Annotated in this window: 11 protein-coding genes; 10 read left to right on the forward strand and 1 reads right to left on the reverse strand. The window is 63.7% G+C overall.

Features of this window, described 5'->3' with window-relative positions; translation table 11 throughout:
* Nucleotides 1-105: 105 nt before the first annotated feature.
* The 8 genes from FJ934_RS03700 to FJ934_RS03735 all read left to right on the forward strand — a co-directional run bounded on the left by FJ934_RS03700 (nucleotide 106) and on the right by FJ934_RS03735 (nucleotide 11,420).
* Nucleotides 106-798 (forward strand): GntR family transcriptional regulator, encoded by a 693-nt coding sequence (locus FJ934_RS03700; RefSeq protein ID WP_140607305.1) that lies wholly within the window; start codon nucleotides 106-108, stop codon nucleotides 796-798.
* 34 nt (nucleotides 799-832) lie between these two features.
* Nucleotides 833-1,939, forward strand: a complete 1,107-nt coding sequence (locus FJ934_RS03705) for a mandelate racemase/muconate lactonizing enzyme family protein (RefSeq protein ID WP_140607306.1) — start codon at nucleotides 833-835, stop codon at nucleotides 1,937-1,939.
* Nucleotide 1,940: 1 nt separating this feature from the next.
* Nucleotides 1,941-3,125, forward strand: coding sequence for a mandelate racemase/muconate lactonizing enzyme family protein (locus FJ934_RS03710; RefSeq protein WP_140607307.1), 1,185 nt, complete (start codon nucleotides 1,941-1,943; stop codon nucleotides 3,123-3,125).
* Between the two features lie 247 nt (nucleotides 3,126-3,372).
* Nucleotides 3,373-5,037 (forward strand): ABC transporter substrate-binding protein, encoded by a 1,665-nt coding sequence (locus FJ934_RS03715; RefSeq protein WP_140607308.1) that lies wholly within the window; start codon nucleotides 3,373-3,375, stop codon nucleotides 5,035-5,037.
* Between the two features lie 137 nt (nucleotides 5,038-5,174).
* On the forward strand, nucleotides 5,175-7,526 hold the full coding sequence (locus tag FJ934_RS03720) for a molybdopterin guanine dinucleotide-containing S/N-oxide reductase (protein WP_140607454.1): 2,352 nt from the start codon (nucleotides 5,175-5,177) through the stop codon (nucleotides 7,524-7,526).
* Between the two features lie 12 nt (nucleotides 7,527-7,538).
* Nucleotides 7,539-8,492, forward strand: coding sequence for an ABC transporter permease (locus FJ934_RS03725; protein WP_140607309.1), 954 nt, complete (start codon nucleotides 7,539-7,541; stop codon nucleotides 8,490-8,492).
* Entirely contained in the window at nucleotides 8,489-9,370 is an 882-nt protein-coding gene (locus FJ934_RS03730) for an ABC transporter permease (protein ID WP_140607310.1), read from the forward strand. Before FJ934_RS03725 ends, FJ934_RS03730 begins: the two co-directional genes overlap by 4 nt.
* Nucleotides 9,363-11,420, forward strand: coding sequence for an ABC transporter ATP-binding protein (locus FJ934_RS03735; RefSeq protein WP_140607311.1), 2,058 nt, complete (start codon nucleotides 9,363-9,365; stop codon nucleotides 11,418-11,420). Before FJ934_RS03730 ends, FJ934_RS03735 begins: the two co-directional genes overlap by 8 nt.
* A 28-nt stretch (nucleotides 11,421-11,448) precedes the next feature.
* On the opposite strand, the gene FJ934_RS03740 is transcribed toward FJ934_RS03735, so the two are convergent.
* A complete protein-coding gene (locus FJ934_RS03740) occupies nucleotides 11,449-12,351 on the reverse strand; it encodes a LysR family transcriptional regulator (protein WP_140607312.1) in 903 nt (300 codons plus the stop codon).
* Between the two features lie 115 nt (nucleotides 12,352-12,466).
* On the opposite strand from FJ934_RS03740, the gene FJ934_RS03745 reads away from it, so the two are divergent.
* Nucleotides 12,467-14,122 (forward strand): ABC transporter substrate-binding protein, encoded by a 1,656-nt coding sequence (locus tag FJ934_RS03745; RefSeq protein ID WP_140607313.1) that lies wholly within the window; start codon nucleotides 12,467-12,469, stop codon nucleotides 14,120-14,122.
* A gap of 165 nt (nucleotides 14,123-14,287) precedes the next feature.
* Nucleotides 14,288-15,157, forward strand: a complete 870-nt coding sequence (locus FJ934_RS03750; protein WP_140607314.1) for a DUF427 domain-containing protein — start codon at nucleotides 14,288-14,290, stop codon at nucleotides 15,155-15,157.
* Nucleotides 15,158-15,402 lie beyond the last annotated feature (245 nt).

The raw sequence follows: 15,402 nt of genomic DNA on the forward strand, positions 1-15,402 counted from the left end.
CCCGAACCGCATCGGGCCGGAGTGTCGGGTAAAAACGAAAATGACGCCTTGTCAGATTGTCGACAACCTGATTGTCTAGCCTTCTTTCTCGCTGGAGTCGGCCGAATGGTGAAGACGGAGTTCAGCCCAATTGCCGACACGACGCGCCGGGCCGAAATCGTGTATCTGCTGCGGCGTGCGATCCTGACCGGCCAGCTCGAACCAGGCCAGAAGCTCAACGAGCTCCGTATTTCCGAACAGATGCGGGTCAGCCGCGCGCCGTTGCGCGAGGCGATGCGCGAACTGGTGCAGGAAGGCATCCTGACCAGCATTCCCTATGCCGGGACCTTCGTCATCGACGTCACCGCCAAGGACATCGACGATGCCTATTCACTCAACAAGGTGCTGGACGAGTTCGCCATCGAGCGGACCTGGAAGCTGCGCGACCAGCGTTTCTTCGATGAGCTCGACCGGCGCCACGAGGCGGTCAAGCAGGCAACGCGCGACCGCGACACCACAAGGCAGATCGAAACCGCGCTGCAGCTGCACGGCCTGATCCACGAATGGGCCGACAATTCGGTGCTCCTGGAAACATGGCAGCGGCTGACCAGCCGGTTGCAGATGTATTTCGCCCTGCACCAGCAGGCGCGCAAGGAAGCCGTGCCGGCCGCGGACGTCCATGAGACCTATGTGCGGCTGCTCAAGGGCGATGACATGCGCGCCGCCCAGCGTCACGCCCGCGAGCACATCGACCTCGATTTCGAAGAGCTTCTTGCCTATGCGCGCGGCCTCGAAGCGCGCACGCCAAAAGGCGCCTGATCATCTCTCCTCATCGCTGAGAACGGACACCAAAGTGCAGATCGAAACCATCAAAGCCTATCATGTCGTGCAGCCCTTCGTTGACGGCCCCTACCGCATGTCCAAGGGACGCGTCGCCGATGCTTTCGACGCGGTGATTGTCGCCGTCACCTCGGACAGCGGTTTGACCGGATGGGGGGAGATGGCGCCGCTCGGCAATTTCTACTCGGCGGCGTTTCCAGCGGGGACACGCGCGGGCGTGCCGGAAATCGGGCCGCACCTTATCGGCCAGGATCCGCGTGGGCTGGCCAGCATCGGCCGGCTGATGGACACTGTGTTCAAGGGCCATCCCTACATCAAGTCGCCGCTCGACATGGCCTGCTGGGATCTCGCGGCACGCGCCGCCGACGTGCCGCTGGTCACGCTGCTCGGCGGCAAGGAGAGCGACACGGCCGAGCTCTACAAGGTCGTCACCCATGGCACGGTCGATCAAATGGCGGCGCTGGCCGAGCGGATCGTCAAGGACGGCTTCCACCGGCTGCAGGTCAAGGTCGGCGGCAATGTCCGCGACGATATCGAGCGCGTTACCGCGGTCGCTGGCTCGGTGCCGAAAGGCACTGTGATCTTCTGCGACGCCAATGCCGGCTGGACGCCCTATCAGGCGCGCCAGTTCGCCGACGCGACGCGCGCAATCGACTATACGTTCGAGCAGCCCTGCACGACGATCGACGAGAACATGTCGGTGCGCCGCATGCTCGACAAGCCGATGGTGCTCGACGAATCCGTCACCTCGCTGGAGGAGATGCTGGAAATCCATCGCCGGGGCGCGGCCGACGGATTGACGCTGAAGATTTCGCGGCTCGGCGGCATCACCAAGACCCAATTGATCCGCGACGTTGCCGTCGACCTCGGCTTCATGATCACGGTCGAGGACACTGGCGGCGCCGAGATCGATACAGCGGCGATGGCGCACCTGTCGCTGTCGACGCCGGAGGAGCGCCGGCTGCATGCCATCGCCTTCCACGAATGGGTGACGGTGCGCACCGCATCGAACATGCCGCCGGTCACGGGCAGCCGCATGGGCATTCCGGACGGTCCGGGCCTTGGCATCGACGTCGTTCCCGACCTCCTCGGCAAGCCCTTCTTCGAGATCGGCCGCTGAGATGAAGATCAGGCGCATCAGGGCAACACCGATCAACTACCGGCTGGAAGCTCCTTACGTCTGGGTCTTCGGCGAACTCGACGGCTTCTCGCCGACCATCGTCGAGGTCGAGACGGAGGACGGGCTTGTTGGCCTCGGCGAGGCGCCGACGCCGGCCGCGGCCGCGATCATCAATGACGTGCTTGCCCAACGGCTCGTCGGCCGCGACGCCTTCGACATCGCCGGTGCGGAGCATGTCTGCCTGCCCTTCTGGGCCGGCGTTCAGTCGATCAATGATCGCGCCCGCATCATGGCCTTCGGCGCCATCGAGATGGCGTTGTGGGACCTGCGCGGCAAGGCGTGGAACCAGCCGCTCTATCAACTGCTCGGCGGCGCGGTGCGCAAGGACATCCCGTTCACCGACTATTTCTCGTTGCGCGGCGACGGACCTGATGTGAAGGGCGAGACGACGCCGGAAGAAGTCGCTGACTATTGCGTCGAATTGCACGAGACGCATGGCACGACCTTCTTCGAGGGCAAATTCTCGACCGACGATCCGAAAATCTCACTGACGATGGTCGAGTTGATCCGCCGCAAGCTCGGCGACGACGCGATGATCCGCATCGATTCCAATCAGGCCTATTCGCTCAGCACCGCGCGGCGGCTGGCGCGGCCGCTGGAGGAACTCGGCGTGCGCAACTGGGAGGATCCGGTGGCGACCATCGAGGAGATGCGCGAACTGCGCCGCCATTGCTCGATCCCGTTCTCGACGCACAACATCGACGTTGCGCGCGCCATGGACCTCAAGGTTCCGGACGCCTTCGTCGGCAACCCGACGGCGCATGGTGGCATCGGCCGCATGCTGCGCTTCGTCGGCGCCTGCGAGCACGCCGGTATCGACTATTGGTGCTACAGCGGCGACACGGGCATCGGCAGCGCCTGTTATCTGCATCTGTGCGCCGCGCTCGGCTGGATCCGGGAGCCCAACCAGTCGCTGTTTCGCATGCAGCCGATGGACATCATCGAAGAAGGGCCGTTTTCGCCGAAAAACAATGTGGTGCCGGTGCCGGAAGGACATGGCCTCGGCATCACGCTGTCGCGCGAGAAGCTTGCCGCCTGCCATCGCGACTTCGTCGAGAACGGGCCATGCAATAAATATCATGACCCGGAAAAGCCCGGCACTTACCGCAGATTGCCACTGAACTAGAAGGACGCTGAAAGGAAGGAGGACATATCGGAGAAAAGGCGGCCACGCTTCAATCCGGTCGCCTGGCGACAGAAAATGCATCAAGAAAATCTGACCTTTCCGACCCAAGGGGCGGATGGACCAGACAGAACCCCATGCTACAGTCCGTCGACCGATAGTGATGAATGCCTGGACAGGAGAACTCCACGGAACTCGTCAACTGGAATGCTTCGCCAATCACAACAACTGGGGAAAGGGCTTAGAACCCATGAACAAGAATTACCGCATTCTCGATCTCATCCGCCGTAACCGCACGCCGCTCGAAAACCATCTGATCGATGGCCTCGTCGATGGCCGTGTCAGCCGCCGCGACTTCATCCGGCATGGCAGCCTGCTCGGCCTGTCGCTGCCGCTGCTTGGCGGCATAACCACGGCGGCCGGCCTGGGCGGCATGCCGTCGCTCGCCCGCGCCGCTGGCGCACCCGGCGCCACAATCCGCGTCGCCAGCAGCGTGCCGGCAGCAGCCATCGACCCCGTCACCATCGCGGATGCCGGCGGCCTGCTGGTCATGCAGCAGGTTGCTGAATTCCTCTGCGTCGACGGTCCCGATCTCGTGCTCAAGCCGGCACTGGCCGAAAGCTGGAAGCCGAACGACAACGGCTCGGTGTGGACCTTCAAGCTGCGCAAGGGCGTGAAGTTCCACTCAGGCGGCGAGATGAAGGCCGAGGACGTGGTGGCCAGCATCGACCGCCTCGCCGATCCAGCCAATTCGTCCAACGCTCTGTCGGTGTTCACCGGCATCCTGTCGAAGGGCGCCAGCAGGAAGGTCGACGATTACACGGTGGAATTCCACCTCGACGCGCCCAACGGCAACTTCCCCTACATGCTGTCGTCCGACAACTACAACGCCGTCATCATCCCGGCGAGCTATAAGGGCGATTATGAGAAGAGCTTCGACGGCACCGGGCCGTTCAAGGTTGAGAAATACACACCGAAAGTCGGTGCATCCTTCGTCCGCAACGACGACTATTGGGGCGAGAAGGCGCTGCCGGATCGCACGGAATTCACCTTCTTCACCGATGTGCAGCCGATGATCCTGGCGCTGCAAGGCGGCCAGGTCGACATCATCAACCAGATGCCGGTGCTGGCTGGCGTCGCCCTGCTCAACGATCCGAGTGTCGACATCATCAGTCTGAAGTCTTCAGCGCATCAGCAACTGCATCTGCGCTGCGACGACGGCCCGCTGAAGGATGCGCGCGTGCGCCGCGCCATCGCGCTCAGCATCGACCGCAAAAAGCTGGTCGCAGGTCTGATGAAGGGGCGCGCCGTGGCGGGCAATGACAGTCCGTTCGCCGCGGTCTACCCTTCCACCGATGCGAGCGTGCCACAGCGCGAGCAGGACATCGCGCAGGCCAAGCAGTTGATGGAAGCCGCCGGTGCCGGCAAGGGCTTCAAGATAACGCTGACCACCGAGCGTTACCTCGAAATCCCGGAATATGCCCAGCTCATCCAGAACTGGGTCAAGGAGATCGGTATCGAGCTCGAACTCAACATCCTCGACCAGAGCGCCTACTATGGAGACGCGGTGTTCGGCAAATCGAACTGGCTGGATTCGGTGATGGGCATCACCGACTATGGCCATCGCGGCGTGCCGAACGTCTATCTCGCGGCTCCCTTGAAGAGCGACGGCACCTGGAACGCCGCGCATTTCAAGAACAAGGACTATGACACGCTGGCGACCAGCTATATCGCCGCGCTCGACCTCGAAGCGCAGAAGGCGACGGCGGGCAAGATCCAGAAGCTGCTGCTCGAGGAAACGCCTGTCATCTTCGGCTATTTCTACGACTACCTGACGGCAACGGCGAAGGGTGTGGCCGGCGTGCAGCCGACCGCCATGTCGCAGTTGTTCCTCGAAAAGGCGTCGAAGGCCTAAGCGCGAGGAGACAGCCCATCCCGCAACTGCCAGTCCCCATCGGGGCTGGCGCTTTCGCGGCCAGGCCGAGGCAAGGCGTTGCACGCCGGCCTGACGCGGACCCTCGCCTGCGGGACGATTGATCATTGACCGGCCCGATGGAGTCCGAGACGCTGCTCACCACCATGCATTGGGGGACCTACGAAATCCGTGCCGAGAACGGCAGGCTCGTTGGCGTCGAGCCATGGAGCGGCGACCCCGATCCATCGCCGATCGGCAAGTCCATGCTCGGCACGGTACAGGGGGATCTGCGCGTGGCACGTCCCGCCGTGAGGCGCGGCTGGCTCGAGGGAAACAGGTCCACCGCCAATGGCCGGCGGGGTAGCGAGCCCTTTGTCGAAGTGTCGTGGGAAACGGCACTGGACATCGTGGCGGCCGAACTGGACCGGGTTCGCGTCGAGCATGGAAACAGTGCAATCTATGCGGGATCCTATGGGTGGGCGAGCGCAGGAAGATTCCACCACGCCCAGAGCCAGGTGCACCGCTTCCTCAACACGATCGGCGGTTATACGAGTTCGGTGCTGAGCTATTCCTATGGCGCGGCCGAGATCATCCTGCCGCATGTGCTTGGCGGGACCGATGGCCTGACGGGCAATCATTCCACCTGGGATGGGATCGAACGGCATAGCGAGTTGATCATCGCCTTTGGCGGCTTGCCCTGGCGCAATACGCAGATACAGGGCGGCGGCTCGGCACGCCACGAGGCTGCGGCCGCCCTGCGCAAAGCCGTCGGCAATGGCGCCCGCCTCGTCAATGTTTCGCCGGTGCGCGACGACGCGCCGCGCGGTGTCGACACCGAATGGCTGCCGCTTCGGCCGAACAGCGACACGGCGATGATGCTGGCCTTGTGCCATGTCCTGGTCAGCGAACGCCTTCACGACGAGGGGTTTCTGGCGCGCTACTGCACCGGTTTCGAGATCGTTCGCGCCTACATCCTCGGGGAAAGCGACGGGCAACCGAAGGACGCGGCATGGGCTGCCGCCCTGAGCGGCGTGGCCGAGGACCGGATCGTCGCCCTGGGCAGGGAGATGGCCGCCAAGCGCACCATGTTGATGGTCAGCTGGTCGCTGCAGCGGGCCGACCATGGCGAACAACCTTACTGGGCCGCGATTACGCTTGCCGCACTGCTTGGCGAGGTCGGGCTGCCGGGCGGCGGGTTTGGCTTCGGTTATTCGTCGACAAATGGCGCCGGCAGACCGGAGATGGGATTTCGCTGGCCATCCGTTCCGCAAGGCAAGAACCGCGTGCCTGACTTCATTCCCGTCGCCCGCATTGCCGACATGCTGCTTAATCCAGGCGGATCGTTCGAATTCAATGGCGCTGCGATGTCCTATCCCGACATCACGCTCGTCTACTGGGCCGGCGGCAACCCGTTCCACCACCATCAGGATCTGAACCGTCTCGTCGAGGCATGGCAACGGCCTGAGACGATCATCGTCCACGAGCCGTTCTGGACGGCAACAGCACGCCATGCCGACATCGTGCTGCCGGTCACCACGCCGCTGGAGAGGAATGACCTCGCTTTCTCGAACCGTGAAAATCTCGTCGTCGCCATGAAACAGGCCATCGATCCGGTGCAGGAGGCGCGCGACGATTACCAGATCTTCTGCGGTCTCTCGGCGCGACTCGGTGCCAGCGAAGCCTTCACCGAAGGGCGCGATGCCTCGCAATGGATTCGTGTGCTTTACGAACAGGCCAAGGATAATGCGGGCGCGGCCGGGGTCGAGATGCCGTCATTCGACCGTTTCTGGCAGGATGGCCATGCGGATCTTGCCCGGCAAGTCACCTCGCAGACATTGCTTGGCTCCTTCCGCGCCGATCCGGAGCGGAACCGGTTGGCGACGCCGTCAGGCCGCATAGAGCTGTTTTCCTCGACGATCGATGGTTTCGGCTATGACGACTGTCCCGGCCACGCGGTGTGGCGGGAGCCCAGGGAATGGCTGGGCAGCGACCTTGCGGAGCGGTTCCCCCTGCATCTCCTGTCGCCGCAGCCTGCGGACAAGCTCCACAGCCAGTACGATCACGGCTCGGTCAGCCGCGCGGGCAAGGTGTCGGACCGCGCACCGCTGTGGATCAATCCGGTGGATGCCGCGGCACGCGGCATACAGGACGGGGCGGTCGTCCTCGTTTCCAACGATCGCGGGTCGTGCCTGGCGGGCGCCGTGCTGACGGACGGCTTGATCCCTGGCGTCGTCCAGCTGCCGACCGGCGCATGGTTCGACCCTGCCGAGCCAGGACAGTCGCATAGCCTGGAAAAGCATGGCAACCCGAACGTGCTGACACCAGACCGGGGGACGTCGCGCCTTGCCCAGTCACCGACCTGCAATTCGACGCTGGTCGAGGTGTCGCTGTTTGCCGGGGTCATTCCGGCGGTGACAGCCTTCGATCCGCCTGTCACAGTAAGTTCACCGAACCTGCCTGGCGTGGCCGGGCCGAAACCTCGTTCATAAGGAGCCGATGCCATTCTCTCCTTCTTCGCCCGGCGTGTGTCGCTGTCGCTGATCACATTGTTCTTGCTCAGCATCATGGTGTTTCTGGGCGGCCAGGTTCTGCCCGGCAATGTCGGACGCGCGATATTGGGCCCGTTCGCCGACCAGCGGGCCGTGGACGCGCTCAACCACTCCCTCGGCGTCGACCGCCCGCTGCTCACCCAATACGCGACCTGGATCTGGAACTTTGTCCGGGGCGACATGGGCACCTCCTACATCTTTCGCTCGCCGGTCGCGCCGTTCGTCATCAACGCGCTCGGCAATTCGATGAAGCTGGCCGCGGTCGCCTTCGTGCTGGTGGTGCCGATCGGCATCCTGGGCGGCGTCATTGCAGCGCTTAATCTCAACCGGCCGCTCGACCGCGTCATCAGCCTTGGCGGCCTGTCGGTGACCGTGCTGCCGGAGTTCGTCACCGGCATCATCCTGATCCTGATCTTCGGTGTGTGGCTGCGCTGGCTGCCGATCTCGGCGGCATGGCCCAGGGATGCCGGCTTCTTCACCCAGCTCTACTACCTCATCCTGCCCGCTTTGCCGTTGTTCCTGGTGCTGTTCGGCTACATCGCGCGCATGGCGCGCTCGGGCATGATCGAGGCGCTCGATTCCGATTACACGCGAACCGCCGTGCTGAAAGGCCTACCGTGGCGCACGGTGATCTGGCGCCACGTGCTGCGCAATGCGCTCTTGCCGACCATTACCGTCATTGCCACCCAGACCGGCTATCTCATCGGCGGCCTGGTGGTGATCGAGACGCTGTTCCGTTACCAGGGCATCGGCTCGCTGATCTTCACCGCCGCGCGCGGCAAGGACTTTCCAATGCTGGAATCGGGCATCCTCACCATTGGCATCGTCTATGCCGTGGCGACCTTGATCGCCGATTTCCTCTATTCCGTGCTCAATCCACGCATCCGGCTGGGGACAGACCAATGAGCGCCGTCCAGACCACCTCTCCCGCCCGACAAGACGACACGCGCCGGCGCAGCCCGGCGGCGGAGGTCCTGTCCTCGCTCATGCGTTCCGGCACCTTTCTGACCGGCCTGGCCATTGTCCTGTTCTGGGTCGCCTGCGCGCTGTTCGGCGAACATTTCGCGCCCTATGATCCGCTTGCCGACGATATCATCAACGCGCTGTCGCCGCCTTCGGCCGAACACTGGTTCGGCACCGACCAGATCGGCCGCGACGTCTTCTCGCGCGTCATTGTCGGCTCGCGCGATATACTGACCGTCGCACCGCTCGCCACCTTGCTGGCGACTGTCGCCGGCACCGCGCTTGGCCTGCTTACCGGTTACTTCCGCGGCATCGTCGACGATGTCGTCAGCCGCATCCTCGAAGCCTTCATGGCAATCCCGGTGGTTATCGTTGCGCTGCTCGCCATCGTAGCGCTCGGCACCTCCAAGACCACCGTCATCATCGTCATCGGCCTGAGCTTCGCGCCGATCATCGCGCGCACCGTGCGCTCGGCGGTGCTGGCCGAGCGCGAACTCGACTATGTCGCCGCCGCACAGCTCCGGCACGAGAGCGCCTTCCACACGATGTTCGTCGAGATCCTGCCCAACGTCATCCCGCCGATCCTGGTCGAGACGACCGTGCGGCTGGGCTATGCTATCTTCGCGGTCGCCACGCTCTCCTTCATGGGCTTCGGCATCCAGCCGCCCTCACCCGACTGGGGACTGTCGATTTCAAGCAATTACGGCATGATCGGCGGCGGCTTCTGGTGGACGGTGCTGTTCGACGCATTGGCCATCGCCTCGCTGGTGATCGGCGTCAACCTTGCCGCCGACGGCGTTCATGGAGCCTTCAATGACTGAACCCGTCAAGGCACAGGACGCAAAGGCAAAAAACGCGCTCGAGCTCAGGGATCTCTCGGTCGCCTACCGTGTCGCCGGCCGCAACCGCGCGGTGCTGCGCAATCTGAGCCTCACGATCGGCCAGGGCGAGGCCTATGGGCTGGTCGGGGAGTCTGGCTGCGGCAAATCCACCGTCGCGCTCACAGTGGTCCGCTATCTGCCCAGGAACGGTTCGATCACCGGCGGCGCGATCTCGCTCGACGGCCAGGATCTGATGAAGCTCGATGCCGAGGCGCTGCGGCGGGCACGCGCCGAAAGCGTGTCCATGGTCTATCAGGATCCGGGCAAGGCGCTGAACCCGTCGATCCGCATCGGTCGGCAGTTGACCGAGATCTTTGAACTCGGGGGGATAACAGGACACGCCGCCACCGATCGGGCGATTGCCATGCTCAACCGCGTGCGCATCTCCGACCCGCCAAGCGTCATGCAGCGCTATCCGCACCAGCTGTCGGGGGGCATGCAGCAGCGCGTGGCGATCGCCATGGCGCTGGCCAACGATCCCTCCATGCTGATCCTCGACGAACCGACCACCGGGCTCGACGCCACGGTCGAGGCCGAGGTGCTCGATCTCATCGCGCAACTGCGGCAAGAACTCTCGGCCTCGATCCTGTTCATCAGCCACAACCTCGCCGTCGTCTCCAATATGTGCGACCGCGTCGGCGTGCTCTATGCCGGCATGCTGGTCGAGGAAGGGCCGACCGAGGTCGTCTTCAACGATCCCCGCCATCCCTATACCGTCGCCCTGCTGCGCTGCCTGCCGCGCGGTGGCCAGCGCAAGGACCAGGGCCGCCTCGACACCATTCCCGGCTTCCTGCCCGGCATTGGCGCCACCATCACCGGCTGTGCCTTCGCCGACCGCTGCGCGCTGGCGACCGAACGCTGCCGCACCGAATTGCCGCCGCTCTATGATCTGAGCGACGAGCGCGGCAAGCGCTTGTCGCGCTGCCACTATCACGACAAGGCGCAGGCCCTGCCGCGCGCCACACCCAGCGATGTGGCGCCCGCGCCAAAGCCTGCGGCCCAACCTGTGTTGCGGGTGGCGGGAGTGAACAAGACCTATGCCAGCCATGGCCATCCCTTGCGCGCCGTCAAGGACGTCTCGCTTGATCTCAGGCCCGGCGAGACGCTGGGGCTGGTCGGCGAATCCGGCAGCGGCAAGACCACCTTCGCCAGGCTGCTGCTCGGCCTGGTACCGCCCGATGATGGCGGCCTCATAGAACTCGAGGGCAAGGCGCTGGCGCCCAAGCTGGAGAACCGCGGCGACGACCAGGTCAAGGCGATGCAGATCGTCTTCCAGAATCCGGATTCAGCACTCAACCGCTCGCATTCGATCCGCCACATCCTTGGCCGGGCGTTGAAGCGGCTGGCCGGCCTGTCCGGCAAGGCGCTGGAGACGCGTCTCGACGATCTCGTCCGCTCGGTGCGGCTCACCGACCGGCATCTGGCCGTCAAGCCGCGCCAGCTGTCGGGCGGCTTGAAGCAGCGTGTCGCCATCGCCCGCGCCTTCGCCGGCGATCCGCGCATCGTCGTCTGCGACGAGCCGACATCGGCGCTCGACGTCTCCGTCCAGGCGGCGATCCTCAACCTGCTCGCCGATCTGCAATCGAAGGAAGACGTCAGCTACATTTTCATCTCGCATGACCTAGGCGTGGTGCGTTATCTCTCCGACAAGATCGCCGTGCTCTATCTCGGCCGCATCATGGAGCTTGGACCATCGGAGCAAGTCTTCTCCGGGCCCCACCACCCCTATACAGAAGCGCTGCTCTCGGCGGTGCCAAAGCTCGACCAGACCGAGACCGCGCGCATTCGGCTCGACGGCGAAATCCCCAGCGCCGTCAACCCGCCCTCTGGCTGCGTGTTCCACACGCGTTGCCCGCGAAAGATCGGTCCGATCTGCGAACAGCAGGAACCGCCGCTTGCCGAGGCGCAACCCGGACATTCGATCCGTTGCCACATCCCCTATCCGGAGCTGGCGAGGTTGCAGAAGGGTGTCGTCATCGAAGCGGCATAGCGGCATTCCATGCTCGCCATGCCGGCCGTCACATTCGCCCGGCCATGCCCAGCGAACGATCGCCTTCCGAAAAACCCTGATCGCTGTGCCAGTCCCCGGCCAGCGTACGCAACCCGGTGAGCGCGACATCCAGGACATCCGAGGAAACCGGGTTCGAGGGATAGGCAAGATAGATCGGCCGCTGGAACACCGGCGTGTTGTCGATGCGCCGCATCTCGCCGCGCTCGATATGGCCGCTGACAGCGCTGAGCGGGAGATAGGCCGCCGCCTGCTGCGACAGGACATGCTGCAGCCCGATGAAGACCAGCCCAGCTGAAATCGCCGGCTTGACCATGCCGCCAAAGGCACGGTCATGCTCGATGCGGAATTCGAGGCCCCAGTCCATCAGGATGTAATTTTCGGTCCATGGCTTCGTCTGCGCGGCATGCTGGACGAGCACGACCTGATCGACGGCAAGCGTCTCATAGACGATGCCTGGATGCGGGCGCGGCAGATAGAGGATACAGATATCGAGCAAGCCTTCCGCCAGCTGATCGATCGCCAGATCCGGGAAACTGCCTTCGAGCCGCAGCGCCACATTTGGCCGTTCGGCGCGCATCCACTCGACCCATGGCGAGGTGATACGCTCCCATAAATAGGCGGGAGCCGTCAGCCGCAGCAGGCTCTCATAGCCATCGGGAACGGCGATGTCCTGCCTGGACTGCTCCCAGGTGCGGGTGATGGAGGAGGCGTGCGGCAGGAACTGCCGGCCGGCCGGCGTGAGCGTCACACCATCGCGATCCCTGACGAAAAGCCGGCGCCCCAACTGCTCTTCCAGCCCCCTGATCCGCGCGCTGACTGTGGATTGCGCGAGGTTGAGGCGGTTGGCCGCGACGGTGAAGCTGCCATGTTCGGCGACCTCCAGGAAACTGCGAAGGTTCTCGGTATCCATGAAACACTCCTGCATCGAAAATTTCGATGGACCTCATCAAAAAATATCGCTTTCCGGTCGCGGTCAACAATGACCTAAATGGCCATTCCCCCAAGGGCAAGCGAGGAATGCAGCCATGCCAAGGCATTTCAGGATGATCGACGCCGCTCGCAGAAGCCTCACCGCAATCGAAAATTCCGCTGTCGACGAATTGCTGGCCGGCAGGCTCGACCGGCGCGGTTTCCTGCGCCACGGCAGCGTGCTTGGCCTTTCCCTGCCGTTCCTGAGCAGCGTTGTCGCCGCAGCCGGTCTCGGCATGCAGCAAGCCCGCGCCGAGGGGAAGCCGGGCGGCACTGTGCGCGCCGGCGTCGCCACGCCCGGCGGCGCCATCGATCCCGTCACCTATTATGACAGCGGCAGCTATCAGCTGGTTTTCCAGACCGCCGAGTTTCTCTGCGTCACCCAGCCCGACCTCACCTTGAAACCGGTGCTGGCGGAAAGCTGGTCGCCGAACGAGGATGGCAGCGTGTGGACCTTCAAGCTGCGCAAGGGCGTGAAATTCCACAATGGCGAGGACTTCAAGGCCGATGACGTCGTCGCGACCTTCGACCGGCTGGCCGACCCGAACGGCGCTTCCAACGCGCTGTCGGTGTTCAAGGGCCTGCTGTCGAAGGGAGGCACGCAAAAGGTCGACGACCACACCGTCGCCTTCCATCTCGACGCGCCCAACGGCAGCTTTCCCTATTCGGTGTCGATCGACAATTACAACGCCGTCATCCTGCCGGCGAGCTACAAGGGCGACTACGAAAAGACCTTTGAAGGCACGGGACCGTTCCGGCTGGAAAGCTACACGCCGAAGGTCGGCGCGACCTTCGTGCGCAATCCCGACTATTGGGGGGAGAAGGCGCTGCCCGACCGGCTTGAATTCAAGTTCTACGGCGATGTGCAGCCGCGCATCCTGGCGCTGCAGGCCGGCGAGGTCGACGTCCTCGACGCCGTTCCGCTCGACGTCAGCCAGGTGGTGCTGAACAGCTCCGACATAACGGTGCTGCGCGTCGCCTCGACCGCGCACCGCCAGCTCCATATGCGCTGCGACATGGCGCCGTTCACCGACAAGCGCGTGCGCCAGGCGCTGGCGCTGTGCATCGATCGCTCCAAGCTGGTCGATGGCCTCTGCCGCGGCATGGCCGCGACCGGCAATGACAGCCCGTTCGCGCCCGCCTTCCCCGCCACCGACAAGTCGGTGCCACAACGTACGCAGGATATCGCCAAGGCCAAACAGTTGATGGAGGCGGCCGGGTTCGCGAGCGGTTTCGACATCACGCTGACGACGCTGCGCTATTCCGACATTCCAGGCTACGCACAGCTGTTCCAGAACTTCGCCAAGGAGATCGGCGCGCGCATCGCGCTCAACATCGAGGACCAGGACAAATATTACGGCAAGGCGGTGTTCGGCCAGTCGGACTGGCTGGACAGCCCGCTCGGCATCACCGATTACGCCCATCGCAGCGTGCCCAACGTCTTCCTGAAGAGCCCGCTGGTCAGCGACGGGCCGTGGAACGCGGCGCATTTCAAGAGCCCGGCCTATGACGGCATGGTCACCTCCTACCTGAAGGCGCTCGACATTGGCGCGCAGCGTGCGGCCGCGTCAGACATCCAGAAACTGCTGCTCGACGAGACGCCGGTCATCTTCAGCTACTTCCCGGATCTGCTGGTGCCGGTGCGCAAGAATGTCAGCGGCCTGCCGCCGATCGCCGCCGGGCTGCTGCTGGATCGTGTGTCCCTGGGATAGAGGCCCGGCTGGGACAACTCCGCTTTCGGGCGGTGAGGCTATGCGGCAGAAGGGACTGCACAGACCGATGGGGGGCCATCGTTCCGGCAGCTTGATGCAGGAGAAACCCGCCGCCCGGAACCCCTCTCCGATACATTAGCTCAACTCGCTTTTGGCCTACGTTCGATGACAAAAGAAAAGAAACGGGAGACTACCATTCGCAAACCTCATTTGCGCGGCCGCGGGCCGCATTTCCCCGTGCTCGACAACATCGTCCAGTACGAGTTCGAGCCGGGATATGTCGCCTTCACCATGCCGATGCAGAAGCGGCTTCGCGTGCAAGTGGGGTCGATGATCGTCGCCGATACGACCAGAGCGCTGGTGCTCTACGAATCCGACCATTTGCCCGTCTATTATTTCCCGATGAGCGACGTGCGCGAGGAGTTCCTGCTGCCAAGCACGACGACGACCGAGAGCCCATTCAAGGGCGTCGCCACGCATTATTCGCTCAATACCGGCATCACGCTGGTCGAGGATGCCGCCTGGCGCTATCTCGACCCGGTCAAGGGGTCCCCGCTGCTGACGGACTACATGTCCTTCTATTGGCCCAAGATGACGCATTGGTATGAGGAGGACGAAGAGATTTTCGTCCATGCCCGCGACCCGTTCCGCAGGGTCGACTGCCTGCCCTCGTCGCGGCGGGTGCAGGTTATCCTCGATGGCGAGCAGGTTGCCGATTCACGGCGTGGCGTGTTCCTGTTCGAGACCGGCCACCCGGTGCGCCACTACCTGCCGATCTCGGACACGCGGCTCGATATGTTCGCGCCAAGCCGCTACATTTCACGCTGCCCCTACAAGGGCATCTCCAACTACTATCACGTGACGACAGCCAAGAAGCGGCACGAGAACCTCGTCTGGTATTATCCGGAGCCGGTGCACGAGGCGGAGCGTATCAAAGGGCTGGTCTGCTTCCACCACGAACTGGTCGACAAGATCCTGGTCGACGGCGTCGAAGTTCCGAAGGAAGCCACGGCCGCCTCGAACGGTTATTTCTGAGCAAATCCGCACAACTTCGCCTGCAGTCTGAAATTCCGCGACAGGCGAAGTGTTAATCGTTGCGCCGCATGAACGTTGGTATATATAATTTCATCCCATGAAACGGCCTTGGCGAGATGGGGCTCGCCGGGCCAACAGCCGAGATCATGGGACCGTGATGGCTCGCACCTCGCAGGGCGCCGCAGGACTGGCAATCGATCCGCGGATGATCGCTCCCGCAGCGACGCATCGGCCATGAGACTGGC

Source organism: Mesorhizobium sp. B2-4-12 (assembly GCF_006441575.1).
Lineage (GTDB): Bacteria > Pseudomonadota > Alphaproteobacteria > Rhizobiales > Rhizobiaceae > Mesorhizobium.

Excerpts from the sequence above, each read along its gene's own strand:
- FJ934_RS03730 (WP_140607310.1), top strand. The coding sequence starts at position 8,489 with ATGAGCGCCGTCCAGACCACCTCTCCCGCCCGACAAGACGACACGCGC.
- FJ934_RS03740 (WP_140607312.1), bottom strand. The coding sequence starts at position 12,351 with ATGGATACCGAGAACCTTCGCAGTTTCCTGGAGGTCGCCGAACATGGC.
- FJ934_RS03720 (WP_140607454.1), top strand. The coding sequence starts at position 5,175 with ATGGAGTCCGAGACGCTGCTCACCACCATGCATTGGGGGACCTACGAA.
- FJ934_RS03745 (WP_140607313.1), top strand. The coding sequence starts at position 12,467 with ATGCCAAGGCATTTCAGGATGATCGACGCCGCTCGCAGAAGCCTCACC.
- FJ934_RS03750 (WP_140607314.1), top strand. The coding sequence starts at position 14,288 with ATGACAAAAGAAAAGAAACGGGAGACTACCATTCGCAAACCTCATTTG.
- FJ934_RS03715 (WP_140607308.1), top strand. The coding sequence starts at position 3,373 with ATGAACAAGAATTACCGCATTCTCGATCTCATCCGCCGTAACCGCACG.
- FJ934_RS03735 (WP_140607311.1), top strand. The coding sequence starts at position 9,363 with ATGACTGAACCCGTCAAGGCACAGGACGCAAAGGCAAAAAACGCGCTC.
- FJ934_RS03700 (WP_140607305.1), top strand. The coding sequence starts at position 106 with ATGGTGAAGACGGAGTTCAGCCCAATTGCCGACACGACGCGCCGGGCC.
- FJ934_RS03710 (WP_140607307.1), top strand. The coding sequence starts at position 1,941 with ATGAAGATCAGGCGCATCAGGGCAACACCGATCAACTACCGGCTGGAA.